Origin of the sequence: Burkholderia sp. DN3021 (genome assembly GCF_049805555.1) — a bacterium.
GTDB lineage: Bacteria > Pseudomonadota > Gammaproteobacteria > Burkholderiales > Burkholderiaceae > Burkholderia > Burkholderia pyrrocinia_C.
Window position 1 is genome coordinate 1 of the sequence record NZ_JBNCAB010000134.1, and the last position, 13169, is coordinate 13169.

Consider the following 13169-nt stretch of genomic DNA (forward strand, 5'->3'; position numbering starts at 1 on the left):
TGCCGTCTACTGCTCACGTCGTGCCCATCCGATAGCATCGCGGCTCCCCGTCGTCGTCGACCTACGCTACGGTGCTGATCGAGTGCTTACGGTCAATCGGCGTCGATCGTGTTTTCAAATGTTCGAATGAAATGGTGGAATGCGTGAACGGTGCGCCGCCGGGAGCGAGATCCCGGTTGCCCGCCTGCGACGCGGGCACGTCGTCGGAAGCTGGTTGCGCACGCCCCGGCCCCGGCGATGTCGCCGCGACGGGAACGTAACCTTATGGGCGCATCGTGACGCGACCGTGACAGTAAAACGGGGAGCAACGGCGCGCGTCGCACGCGCGTTCGGTCCGATACCGATCCGGTTGCCGAAGATGAAGTGCCTCGCGTTCGTGGCCGCCAGCCGCGCGCTTTCCCGCTTTCCTTTTCGCGCCTGTCAGCGCGGATCAACCGAATACGGAATGCCGCTGCGTGCCGATTCGCCAGCATCGCGCATGCAGCGCACGACCACGTTCACCGCACGCCCGAGCGGCATCCCGACGAGTGCCGTAAGACCGGGCTTCAGGGGGAGTTCGAACGCATCCTTACCTTCGCCAAACCGGCGAAAGCTGGCAATCCTCATTTTCGATATATACACAGATTTTCACCCCGCTTGAAGTCGACCTTCATACCGAAATCTTCACATCAAAAACGGACCGTCTAAACGGCGCACCCACGGCCTACTGCAATCTCTTTCCCATCGTGGATCGCGTCAGTGCCCTCCTTCGGCCAGTGCTCGATGACATCGAATCCCTGGCAGTTCGTGACCGGGAGCTCGAGGTTGATCGCATCAATCAAGATCGTTTCGTATCGAAGCAGAACCCTGAATGCAATATCCCGCGAAGCTCTGTTCGGATCGACGACACTTCACGGCCAAGATCCACAGTCGCGAACGCGATGGCATGCCCTTGAACCGTCACTGATTCGCGAATGCGGACGTCGACGGCTGGGTGCAGAAACAACCCCGACGCCCCGTCCCATAGCAAATCGAGCCCTTCTTGCGAGCGCAGATACGTGTACATCTGATACAGGTATGGACTTTTCAGACTCGCGCCGCCAAAGCGGCTTGCACCGAGAACCGATGTGAACTTTGTGTCAATGACGAGTCTGCGACCAGCGCAGAGATCATCAATGATGATGTCGGCGATCATGCCCGGCAAAATCTCGGCAGCCCCATCTGACGCCGCCGACACCTGCCAGTCCATGCACGTGCCTCCACGGACTCGCCAACCGATGCGCTCCAGCTCAACGCGCGCAAAGCCGAGTACTGCCTTTTCAAACAGGCGACGTACGTACACGCCACCCCGCTCAGGAGAAACCAACGTCGTCGGCCCAGCTTCTTCGGTCGGCAGAGCCAGATCAAATGCCAATTTCGCCAGTTCGGCCATGAGCCGGTCATCATGGTCATTGCGGCCGATCTGATCCTGCGCCAGTTCGGCACGAGAAGGGCGCACACCCGCTACCCCGGAACGACCAAGGGTCGCGGCAAGCGAGCGCCACTGCCTGGCCAGATCGCGATCGCGCACGAGGCTCGCCAGCAAGTCCAATGCTGCTCGAACGAGACGGTTTCTTGGCGTGTTGGTCGTTAGTTCCTCGAAACGGCAATACACCTCGCCTCGCGACAACAACTGCTGCGCTTCGGTTCTCAAGATATCGATGCGCCCCCGCACACGAGTGAGGCTTTGCGCCCGATGCTGATATCCGCGCGTAACATTCCGGCGCAAGCGCTGCTCCACGGCATGAGCCAGCAGTTTTGCCACCAGATCGGGAATATCCTCAAGGTCATCCTCTACGAGCGCATTGAATACCTCTTTGATGCGCGTTAGATCTGAGGCGTACAGCATCAAGAGCCACAGGTTACGTACCGGAATGCGGCCAATCTTCCGGTTTTCTATAGCGCCACCCTGTTTTGCTGACGTGCTCAATCGAGCCCCGCGAGCAGCTTTTGTTTGGCTTCGCGAGCCGTTTCTGGCGAGTCGTACCAGTACTCATCCAGCAACGGGCCAATCTCCGTCTCGACCTTGGCTTGGAACCATGCTGCACCGTCATCAACACTGCCATCTGGCGTCAGATAAGAATGACCGATCCGAAACTGCGGCCCCAGCGAAACCGTCGTTTCGATCTTTTTGTTTAGACCGACGATCCGGCGTTCAATTTCAGCAATCAATCCGTCTTCGAGCCCACGCCCCGCACACCACGCACGCCATGGCGAATCGAACCGCGGCTCAAGATCGATGAAGGCAAAGCGGCGACGAAGCGCCAGATCCACAATGGCAAGCGACCGATCCGCAACGTTCATCGTGCCGATCACGTACAGATTGTCCGGAACGTGAATGCGCTCGCCTGCCTCCTTGCGGTACGCCAGTTCCATCGCCTCGGAACGGTGGCGCTTTGACGCTTCCAGTAACGTCAGCATTTCACCGAAAATCTGAGCCGGGTTTCCTCGGTTGACCTCCTCGATCACCAACACAAACGGCAGGTCTGGTTCGCTCTCTGCCGCCTGAATTGCCTGCATGAGGATGCCGTCCACCAAGGCGAGCTGACCGTTTCCGGCCGGGCGCCAGCCACGCACGAAATCTTCGTATGCCAATGACGGGTGAAACTGCACAATCCGCAAACGGGAGCGCGTCGCATCGCGGTCATCCGATCCAACAAGCGCGAAGCCCAGACGCTTCGCGAGCCAGGTCTTCCCCGTACCTGGCGGCCCCTGAAGAATAAGGTTTTTCTTTGTTCGCCACCGCCCCAGTATCGTCGCAAGCTCGTCGACCGACAGAAAGCATCCGTCTGCGACGATCTGATCGACTGTATAAGACGGGGTGACCGCCTCCGTGACTTCTTCCTCGTCTTCGATGGAAGCAGTTTCGGTTTCGTTATGCGCAGCAACAAGGCCGACGCGGTCGCCGTATTTCTCTTTCCAATAAGGCTGGGCCAAGAACCATGCGTAATCCTGCGAGGCCCCCTTGAACGTGAATTCGATTAGCCGGCGTCCGTCCTCTGCCTCTGGATCAACTTGGGCAATGGTGTTGCGGTATGTATAAAAGAACCAGTCACGCGGCGCTCCCACCGGGTCCCAAGCCACACGGACCGTGCGACCATCACCCATATTTTCCAGAACGGTGCCGGTGGCCTTGATTCGCATCGCAGATACGGATTTGCCTCCCACATCAAACGGTAACCGCCGCTTCTGCACGAAGGCAGCCTTGATAGCGATCCGATCTCCCGGTCGGATCTTGCGAACCAGGTCGAGGAACTGATCCGTGTATCCGTTTTGCCAAATACCCTCGCTGAGGAAACGTTGAAGTTGATCGTCCTCCCACAGCGCCCCGACGAACCAGTAAGCCTTACTGTCGTCCGACTCTTCCCCCAGATCAGGAGCGGAAACCTCATCTTCGGGCGCAGCATTCCCGGGGCGGTTAGCGTCGCGGATGCGAACGTATAAATCCCATGTGTCGTCAGGCGTCAAGTGGGTGCCGCGGCCTTCGGGCGTCAGACTCCAGAATCCGCGCTTTGCATTGCTAATGAGCCCAGCCTTCACCAGGTAAAACCGGGTCCAATGCACATCGTTTTCAAAGATTGATTGGCTACCGCCCTGGATATGACGAACCAGGTCGTCATCAGCAACGGAAGCGTTCGCCCGGATCCAGGCAAGGGCTTGAGCGGGGCGCATGGGCTCGGGGTCGACCGACCGCAGCGCATCAAGCAATAGCGGGAAGTATTTGGTGAAGCGATTCTTCTTTTCTAGTGTGGCTGTCGTCACAAACTAACCCCTTAAAGGCACTACGCAATCGACGTACCCTCCGACGGGTCGCGACTGCAATTGTCACGCATTAATACGCCCACTCCTCATGCCGCACCGGCAAGCGATTCAATTCGTCCTTCAGTTGCCGCCACTGCGGCATGAACCGATCCATCAACGACTGGAACCGCGCGTTGTGGGTCGGCTCGATCAGGTGCAGCAGTTCATGCACGAGGATGTATTCCAAGCAATCTGTCGGCTTGCGAGCTAAGTCCGTATTCAGGCGGATGTTGCCCGACGCCGGGTTGCAGCTTCCCCACTGCGTTTTCATGTGCTGCACGAGGACACGGCGAGATTTGACGCCCAGAAGCGTCTCCCATTTTTTCAGCAACGCCGGCACGACTGCACGAACCTGGTCCCGGTACCAAGCGTCAAGCGCTTCACGGCGGCGGCTCGCGTCACTGCCTGGGCGTATGCTGAGTTCGAGCGTCGAATGGTTCAGCCGCACGGCCGGTGCCGAGTCGGCTTCCACAATGCGCAACAGGTAACGCTTTCCCCAGACATAGTGGCTCTCCCGGTCCAGATATTCACGGGCCGTCTCCCGTTCCTGCGAAAGTAGTTTGCGCTGCTGTCGCCTGATCCAGTCCAGCCGGGTGATGGCATACACGCGGATGATGTCGGGCGTCATGTGCAGAGGCGCAGAAATCCGGACGCGCCCGTCTGGCGGATACACGCTCAGATGGACATGCTTGATGTCCTTCCTTATCAGATCGACATGAATATCACCGAGATCGATGACCTCACCCACTTCCACGTTCAATACTCCTGCTTCTGCTCGAAGACGATGAGGAACAGCCGTTCGACCTCCCGCTCGTCCTTCAGGATTTCCCACATCGCGTGCTTGATGACGTTCTCACGCGGCACCACACCGCGCCAGTCAGCCGGACGGACACGCCTGATGGCGGCGTCCAGTTCGAGCGACAGGGCCAACGCCTGTTCCGGCGTACAGTTATTCCCAACTTTCAGGTTATTGAACAGCGCACGCTTGCCCGCAGTATCGAGCGTAACAAAGGTATCTTCCGACTTGCCTGCCTGCACCCGGGTCGCAAGATCGGCCATCTGTTTCAGGTATTCCTCGTACTCGATCGCCTTCTCTTTACGCTTTTTGATGATCTCATCGAGCAGCGCCGACATCTTTGCAAAATACGCCGGATCGGTCAGATGGTCCTTGACGATCTTGCTGCGCACGTTGTTCTCGATCGCCTCGGCGACCGACTGACGGTCCTTCATGCTGCCCAGTTTCTTCGCGATCGCATCGGCAATGCCGGTCTTCACGATCAGGTCGAGCAAACCGATGTTCTCAAACTCGGAAATCTTGCGCGGTTCGCTGGCCGCGATGTACGTGTCGATCAGGTGGCGCATGTCGGCTTCGTACGGCTTGAGATCAAGCGTCTCGCCGCTCGCCAGGCGAATCAACTCGCGCAGCTTCACATACTGGTCCAGGTCCTGGCGGATGATGACTTGTTGCGAAGCGCTGTAGCCTGCCTCATCCAGTTCATCAGCAATGAGCGCATAGGCACGGAGCAAGCCGACGACGCCCGTATAGAAGGCAACGCGCAGCGGCTCGCGGGCCTTGAGGTCGTCGGCTATCTCAGTATTGCCGCAAAAATAATGGATGTGTTCCAGCTCGCCCTTGGGCGGCTCAACCTTCTCCACCAGCAGCGCCAGCGCTTCCAGCGCCGCATCCAGGCGCTCCTTACCCTTCTGGACCCGGCTCTCGAGCAGGATTTCGGGATCTGCACCACCTGCACTGTGGTCCAGCTCAGACGCATATACCGCGATGGCCTTCTCGACCTTCTTGAACAGGTCCTTGTAATCGACGATGTAGCCGAAATCCTTGTCAGCGGTATCCAGCCTGTTCGTACGGCAGATGGCCTGGAACAGTCCATGATCCTGCATGGACTTGTCGATATACATATAAGTGCAGGGCGGTGCATCGAACCCGGTCAACAGCTTGTCCACGACGATCAGCAGCTTCATGCCGGCCGGCTCGTTGATGAACCGGGCCTTGGCCTGCTCTTCGTACGTCTCGGTCTTCGACATCCCCGCCTTGGCCTGCACGTCCTTCAGCAATTCGGTGTAGGTGTTGTACATGAACTGTTTGTCGGTCTCGGTATTCGCGCCGGTTTCTTCTAACGTCACGTCCTTGGCCAGCGGGTTGTACGACGTAACAACCGCACACTTGCCCTTGAACGGCGTCTTCTGGAACAGCGTGAAATACTTGCAAGCCTCATAGATACTGGAAGCCACCAACATGGCATTGCCGCGTTCGCTGGAGAGTCGGGGCTTGATGCTGAAATCGAAGATGATGTCCTCGACCACGCGATCCATGCGGGCGCGCGAACTGAGCACCTGCTGCATCGTGCCCCACTGCTTTTTCAGTTCGTTTTTCTGCCAGTCGTTCAGCGGCTTGGTCCTCGATTCGAACCATTTGTCGATCTTGTCCTGGGAGCCGAGCTGCTGATCAATGTCGCGCGCCTCGTAGACGAGATCAAGTACGACCCCGTCTTCTACTGCCTCGCTGAACTTGTAGGTATGAATGTAGCTGCCGAACACTTCAAGGCTGGTCGCGGCGTCGCGCTTGAGCAGCGGTGTGCCAGTAAAACCGATAAACACGGCCGACGGCATCATCGCCTTCATCACGCGGTTCAGACGCCCGCCTTGCGTGCGGTGGCATTCATCGACAAATACAAAAAGATCACCCACGGCACTGCTGGGCTGCGACTCGAGTTCCTTGATGAATGCATCGAAGTCCCCATCACCAAGTCCCTTGCCCGCTCCGAACTTGTGCACTAGCGAGCACAGCAGGCGCGGTGTCGGCTGACCTAATCGTGTCATTAAGTCACGGCCGCTACTGGTGCGATGAATCGTCTCTCCACTGTCCTCGAACACACGCTTGATCTGCTTGTCGAGTTCATCGCGATCGGTAATGACGACGACACGAGCGTGAGGATTGTTTTCCAGAATCCATCGAGCCAGCAGCACCATCAAGATGCTCTTGCCCGCGCCCTGAGTGTGCCAGATGATCCCGCCCTGGCGTTTGCGCACATGTTCCTGCGCGGCCTTGATACCGAAATACTGGTGCACGCGCGGTAGCTTCTTGACGCCGCCATCGAACAGGACGAAGTCGTGCATCAGCTCGATGAGCCGGACCTTGCTGCACATCGTGAACAGGTACTTGTCGAGCTTGTAACCGCTGTTATCCGCCTCGTCTTCTTTCCACCGGAGAAAGAATTTTTCCGGCGTGCCGGTCGTGCCGTATTGCAGCCCTTCCGAATCGTTACCGGCAAAGATAAATTGCACGGTGCTGAAGAACCATGCATTGAACTCGGGCTTCTGGTTGGACAGATTCTGACGGATGCCATTACCAATGCTCACGCGGCTGTTTTTTAGCTCCAACACACCGATGGCGATCCCGTTCACATAGAGCACGATGTCCGGTCGACGCTCGTATCCGCCCTTCAAGGTGACTTCCTCCGCAATCGCGAAATGATTGCGAGTTGGCTGCGTCCAGTTGATGAGCCACACGGTCTGCGCGACCTTGTCGCCTTCGACCTTGACGGGAATGCCGTAGCGAAGGAGCTGATAGACGGCTTCGTTGTTGGCGCTAAGGTCGCGCTGCGGGTGGTTGGCTTCGGTCTTGAGCCGATGAATGGCCTGGCTGATCTGTGCGGGACGATAGCCGGCTTCGGTCAGGTAGGCCGTCAGCAAACCTTCTTCGACGTTGTTGTTGCCGACGCGATCGGTCCAGTCGCCCAGATAGTCGTACTTCAACTGCTCGGTGAACAGCTTGATCACGCGGTTCTGCGTGGCTTTTTCTGACTTGCCGATTTCGTCGGTCATGTGGGTCCCCTACACCAATCTTGTTTTGCCCGTGAGCAGTTCCTGCACCATGCCTTGCTTCAGCAGTCGAGTTTTGTCGCGTCGCGCTTCCAATGCTGCCAGTTCGGCGTCCATGTCGGAGAGCACTTCGGCAATGGCGGTTTGTTCTTCTGGCTCAGGGCAAGCCAACTCAATGGTTTCGATAGTTCTAGCATTGAGACTCGGCACACCCGATGCCTCGTTATATTGCAGCCAATCAATCAAACAGAAACGATAGTAGAAGTACTTGGCGACGTTTTTCGACTTCAACTCGGAGTAGAAAAGCGTATCGACCGTCCAGAACGGCTGATCCATGTACTGGGGACGGTCAATCGTTCCTTTTCGCCCGATCAGCACCGAAGGCCGGTTATAGAGCCACTGCTTCGCCCAGCCAATCTGCCCCCCAGTAGCAAGGATGGGATACTGGCCGCTAGAAGACATAACGGCTTTCTGGTCTTTGCCGTGGCGAATCGTCAAAACATCACCTACTCGCTTCAACTCCCACGCCCCACCAAACCCCGGCAACCGTGTCTTGCCCGTGAGCAACTGCTGCATGGCCGCCTGCTTGATGTCGCGCTTCTTGGCGATCACGGCGTCCAGGCTGGAGAGCAGGGCATCGACGTCGCTCAGGGCGGAGGCGATGGCGGACTGTTCCGCTACGTCGGTCGGAATCGTCACCCGTTCAGCGTGAAGATCATTTCGATTCACGCCTGGTACGCCGCTTTTACCGCTGAATACCTGGAAATCGAACAGGTGTAAAAGATAGAAGGCAAATCTTGGGTCGTTGCCGTGAAAGTCGCGAACAAAGAGCGTGGTGTTCAACGGCCAGAACGGCCCTTCAAGATAAAAGAGTTCCCCAATTGTGCCGTATCGTCCGGTCACAACGCCCGGCGGCGAAACCATCGCAACGTCGTGATGGTCAGTTACCCCGGCAGAGCTTACGATGGGTACGCAGCCCATCTTGCGGTGCCGATGCGGTAGATCGAAGCCGCGCTGAAAAGTCACCACGTTCCCAAGCTCGATAGAGCGCCAAGGCGTCATCTCCACGTTACCCCCATCCGCAGCAGATGGCCGCTCACCTTCTCCGACAGCGCAGTAACGTCATCAAGCAGCACGGGTAGCGGGTTTTCATAACGCATTGCCAGTACACGCACGCGCTGGGTCAACGATTGCGACACATGCTCGACCTCGGCCGAGACCGTGGCATACAGCACGGCCAGCCACTTGTCATCGACCACCAGCGACTTGATTTCGGGCACCGTGAGTTTCGGATACTGCGCATATGCCTTGGCATCCAGCTCGGCCTCCAACTCGCGCAGGGATTTCTTCAGCTTCGCTTCCTTGTCGGCCAGCGCCTGCCACTGCTTCAGCACGGCCAGCTCGTCTGCCGCATCCGCATCGTCGCCGATCTCCCTGATGCGCTCCTTCACCGCTGCCGCATTGATCTTTTCATATCCGGCAAACGCCTGATCGTCGCCGCTGTGCTCTTCTTCCAACTCGGAAAGCGCTCTACTGACCGCCTCTAGGCTGGCGCTGGTATCGTCGACGGCCTTCTGCTCGGACGCGAAATACCGTGCTACGATGAGAGACTTCGGCAGCAGGTCGCACGTCCAGCCCCTGTCCTTTTCCTTACCCTTTTTGTCCGTCTCGATGATGCGATAGGTCTTCGCCACCCAGCCATCGCTCGCCAGCAGGTAGGCATCGTCCTGCATCGATTCCGCCCAATAATCCATCAAGTGCTGGTATACGTCGTAGGCGTCGATCAACGGCTTGCCTTCGTAGTGATTCAGCAGCCCATCGGCCAGCTCCACGATCAACTGCTTCGGATGGAAGCCGGGTTCCAGTGCTTTCAGCGTTTGCGCAGTGCGGGCGCGCCATTGCTCGAAGTGAGCACCCATGCTTTCAATGAAGGCCGCAAACTGTGGATGCTGAAGAATCGTTGACTTGATCGCCGCCTTGTCCACCGCGAGATCGCAATAGCCCGGCGTTCTCGGCTTGAATAGGGTCTTTTTTAGTGCCGGACAGATCGCCCAATAGTCATCGAGCGCAGCGACGTCGGCATCAGGAATGCCGCCATGCAAATGGCCCTTCAGGTCCTGAATATCTTCAGCCACGCTACTGTCGATATAGCGCGGCAGGTTCAGGTTGAAATCGTTCTTCTCGATCTCGGCCACGCTCACCATGCGCGCATAGCGCGGATCGCTTTCGTCCTGACGGTTGAATACGTCCACGATGCGGTGGATGTCCTGCTCGCGCAGGCGATTCTTGGGGCCATCCTTGATGAACCCCTGGCTCGCATCGATCATGAAGATGCCCTTACGTGCCTGCGCGTCTTCCTTGTCGATGACGATGATGCACGCCGGAATGCCAGTGCCGTAGAACAAGTTAGCCGGCAAGCCGATGATGCCCTTGATGTATCCGTAGCGGATGAGGTTCCTGCGAATTTCGGCCTCCGCGTTACCGCGAAACAGCACGCCGTGTGGCAGGATGCAAGCGCCCTTCCCGGTGGATTTCAAGCTGCGGACAATGTGCAGCAGGTAAGCGTAGTCGCCTTGCTTGGCCGGTGGCACGCCGAATGTATCGAATCGTCCGTAGGGGTCGTTTAAAGGGTCGAGGCCCGTGCTCCAGCGCTTGTCAGAGAATGGCGGATTGGCCACCACGAAGTCGAACGTCTTGAGCCTGTCGCCATCCCTGAACTTCGGATCGGTCAGCGTATTCCCCTGGCCGATCAGCGCCGTGGGATTGTCGTGCAGGATCATGTTCATGCGCGCGAGGCCACTGGTCGCGGAATCCTTTTCCTGACCGTACAGTGTGACCGACGTGGGCGCGGCGTCGCCGACTTTCAGCAGCAGTGAGCCCGAGCCGCACGTCGGATCGTATACGGTCGTCTCGCTGCTCGTGCGCGTGCTGCTGATGCCGATGATCTGCGCCATGATGCGGCTAACTTCGGCTGGCGTATAGAACTGGCCTTTGCTTTTGCCGCTTTCGGTAGCGAAGTGGCGCATCAGGTATTCATACGCGTCCCCGAGAATGTCATCGCCGTCAGCGCAGTTCTTCGAGAAATCCAGATCGGGATTCTCGAACACGGAGATCAGGTCGGTTAGACGTCTGACCATCTCCGCGCCAGTGCCGAGCTTGCCACTATCGTTGAAATCAGGCATGTCGGACAGCTTGTTGGCGGCCGCCAGCGGCCCGACGATTTTCTTGTTGATCTGGTCGCCAATGTCCGGCTTGCCTTTCAGGGCCACCATGTCCGCGAAACTGGCGCCTTCCAGGATCGTGATCGGAGCATAGCGCTGCCCGGCGTATTTATCACTGACGTACTTGATGAACAGCAGGACCAGCACGTAGTCCTTGTACTGGCTCGCGTCCATCCCTCCGCGCAACAGATCGCAAGACTCCCAGAGGGACGAGTAAAGGTCGGATTTCTTGATTGCCATAGGCTTGTGTTGGAACGTGGGTCGGTACCTGCACGACAACTCAGGTGCCGGTTTGCCCGGAATTTTAAGACATCCCAGCACGGCAGCGATTGAAAACAGCATTAGGCATATATCGCCGCTCCGAGCACGGCAGCAGCCTGCCCGCTCCGCCCGCGCGGGCGAATTTCCCCGAGGAGCCGTGATGCCAGCCTATCCTTCACCCTTCGACTACCTGATCGCCTACGGCTTGTCTTGAGGCTTGGCGTTGCAAATCGCGAGGTCCGAAAGGTTCATTTCGTTGATACCAACAGGGATCTGCAAGATACCAACGAATATTCCAGCAAGCCTTTCGGACCTAGTTGGATTCCTTCGGCCCCTAAACGGCGTTGGACAACAAAAAACCCCGCAGAATCAAGGACTCTAGCGGGGTTTTCGGACGACTTCGGAGGTCGTCGGAGAAGCATATGGTGCCGGCTGCAGGACTCGAACCCGCCACCTGATGATTACAAAGCACTCGAAAATGTCAACGATTGCAAGGACTTAGCGCAATTCCGCGTTTCCAAAACGGGCCATTCTGTCTGCCTCTTTGCCTTGTCTGGCAAGGTTCCACTGCTGATTGGAAACGCGGTCGGAGAGTGCTCCCCGTCAGTCCTGACAGGGGAAGCGGGATATAGCGGCATGCTAGATTCCTCGCTGATTTTCCTCTGGGGATTCGGCATGAGTTCAGCATTCATCCGCGAAGGCGATGCAACCGACCACGGCGGCCGGGTACTCGCCTGTACGTCTACCAACGTCGTCTTCGGCAAGCCGCTCGCGCTCGAAGGCGACATGGTGTCGTGCCCGAAGTGCGGCGGCGTCTATCCGATCGTCGGCGTCCGGGTTCGCAGCATGACGTTCGGCGGCCGGGCGGTCGCCACCGAAGGCGACAAGACTGCCTGTGGCGCATCGCTGATCGCCTCGCAAGGTCAGGCGACAGTGGAACCAACGGCGGGCGCGGGCGGCTCGGTCGGCTCGGGTAAAAGCGTCCTGGCGCAGAATGTCGCGCAGGGCGATGGCGCGTATCGCGGTCGCTTCCAGCTCGTCGACGACAAGACGCACGCGCCGATCGCGAATCACCCGTACACGGTGACGTCTGCGGATGGCCAGACAATCCAAGGCACGACAGACGCCAGCGGCCACACGGATTGGCTCAGTAGCCATCAGGCGTCGTCCCTGTCGTTCCAGCAGCCCGGGAGCAGCGCATGAGCGACGGCTACTCCCCGGGCTCATCGCCTGGGGGCATGAGCCCGGGCGGCCAAACAACCCAGGTTGGGGTTAGCGCGGCCAAGCTCTCACCGAAAGACCGCAAAGTTCTGTGTCATACGTTCTGCGAGTGCCGGCGCATCGGCGTTGCGACGAAAGCTGGGACCATCCAGCGGCAGCGTTGCGTCGAGATGCGCCTCGGACTGCCGAACGAAGTGTCGAAGATGCAGACAGGCGTTCCGACGGAATATCGCCCGGAACAGCCGTACGACATGACGACGGTTCCGCCCGAGCCGATCATGGACTATGACGACCCGCTCGAGCCCAATACCGGGATTCGCCAGTGGATCAAGGATGTGTGGCCCAGCAAGGGCAAGAAGTACGAGAAGGGTGATGTGCGCCGCCCCGACGTCGTCATCGTGAACGACCCATCACAACCGCCCGTGCAGTCGAACATCAAGACCGTCGTGGAGATGAAATTTCCCGGAGACACATACGGCCCCGACCAGGAGGACGATTACATCGAAATCGCTGGCGGCCCTTCCAACTTCAAGTAAGCAACGCAAACGATCTGACCTCGCAGCGCGAGGATACGTACACACCGCTTGCACGTGCGATAGTAGGCGTTCGGCAAGGCGGAGCCGCAGAGTCGGGCATGCCGCCACGTCACGCGAGTCAGGCCCACATCGGTACACAGCCGTACCAGATCCAAGCTGATACGTCACCGATCGTGGAAGAGTTTTTGCAGAATACGCTTTCGAACAACCGTTACGAATCGCTTGAGCATTTGCAAACCCGAGCAGAGAACTACTTGAGATATCGCAGAGC

General features: G+C 58.1%; 8 protein-coding genes. 2 read left to right on the plus strand and 6 right to left on the minus strand.

The window, feature by feature from the left end; genetic code table 11:
• Window positions 1-817 precede the first annotated feature (817 nt).
• From mcrC to ACPUER_RS34535, 6 genes are all read right to left on the minus strand, one after another.
• Window positions 818-1948, minus strand: a complete 1131-nt coding sequence (gene mcrC / locus ACPUER_RS34510; RefSeq protein WP_425133296.1) for a 5-methylcytosine-specific restriction endonuclease system specificity protein McrC — start codon at window positions 1946-1948, stop codon at window positions 818-820.
• Window positions 1945-3780 (minus strand): AAA family ATPase, encoded by a 1836-nt coding sequence (locus ACPUER_RS34515; protein ID WP_425133297.1) that lies wholly within the window; start codon window positions 3778-3780, stop codon window positions 1945-1947. Before ACPUER_RS34515 ends, mcrC begins: the two co-directional genes overlap by 4 nt.
• 70 nt (window positions 3781-3850) lie before the next feature.
• Window positions 3851-4579, minus strand: coding sequence for a M48 family metallopeptidase (locus ACPUER_RS34520; RefSeq protein ID WP_175963207.1), 729 nt, complete (start codon window positions 4577-4579; stop codon window positions 3851-3853).
• Window positions 4576-7662 (minus strand): type I restriction endonuclease subunit R, encoded by a 3087-nt coding sequence (locus ACPUER_RS34525; protein ID WP_425133298.1) that lies wholly within the window; start codon window positions 7660-7662, stop codon window positions 4576-4578. The genes ACPUER_RS34520 and ACPUER_RS34525 overlap by 4 nt, the downstream gene beginning before the upstream one ends.
• Before the next feature lie 9 nt (window positions 7663-7671).
• The gene (locus tag ACPUER_RS34530) at window positions 7672-8721 is read right to left on the minus strand and encodes a restriction endonuclease subunit S (RefSeq protein WP_425133301.1); all 1050 of its coding nucleotides are present in this window, start codon (window positions 8719-8721) and stop codon (window positions 7672-7674) included.
• On the minus strand, window positions 8718-11054 hold the full coding sequence (locus ACPUER_RS34535; RefSeq protein WP_425133299.1) for an N-6 DNA methylase: 2337 nt from the start codon (window positions 11052-11054) through the stop codon (window positions 8718-8720). Before ACPUER_RS34535 ends, ACPUER_RS34530 begins: the two co-directional genes overlap by 4 nt.
• 762 nt (window positions 11055-11816) lie before the next feature.
• Here ACPUER_RS34535 and ACPUER_RS34540 point away from each other — a divergent pair.
• Both ACPUER_RS34540 and ACPUER_RS34545 read left to right on the plus strand, forming a co-directional pair.
• Window positions 11817-12344 (plus strand): PAAR domain-containing protein, encoded by a 528-nt coding sequence (locus ACPUER_RS34540; RefSeq protein WP_425133302.1) that lies wholly within the window; start codon window positions 11817-11819, stop codon window positions 12342-12344.
• Complete coding sequence (locus ACPUER_RS34545; RefSeq protein WP_425133300.1) at window positions 12341-12898, plus strand: VRR-NUC domain-containing protein; 558 nt, start codon at window positions 12341-12343, stop codon at window positions 12896-12898. The genes ACPUER_RS34540 and ACPUER_RS34545 overlap by 4 nt, the downstream gene beginning before the upstream one ends.
• Window positions 12899-13169 lie beyond the last annotated feature (271 nt).

Excerpts from the sequence above, each read along its gene's own strand:
- ACPUER_RS34525 (WP_425133298.1), bottom strand. The coding sequence starts at position 7,662 with ATGACCGACGAAATCGGCAAGTCAGAAAAAGCCACGCAGAACCGCGTG.
- ACPUER_RS34530 (WP_425133301.1), bottom strand. The coding sequence starts at position 8,721 with ATGACGCCTTGGCGCTCTATCGAGCTTGGGAACGTGGTGACTTTTCAG.
- ACPUER_RS34535 (WP_425133299.1), bottom strand. The coding sequence starts at position 11,054 with ATGGACGCGAGCCAGTACAAGGACTACGTGCTGGTCCTGCTGTTCATC.
- ACPUER_RS34540 (WP_425133302.1), top strand. The coding sequence starts at position 11,817 with ATGAGTTCAGCATTCATCCGCGAAGGCGATGCAACCGACCACGGCGGC.
- ACPUER_RS34545 (WP_425133300.1), top strand. The coding sequence starts at position 12,341 with ATGAGCGACGGCTACTCCCCGGGCTCATCGCCTGGGGGCATGAGCCCG.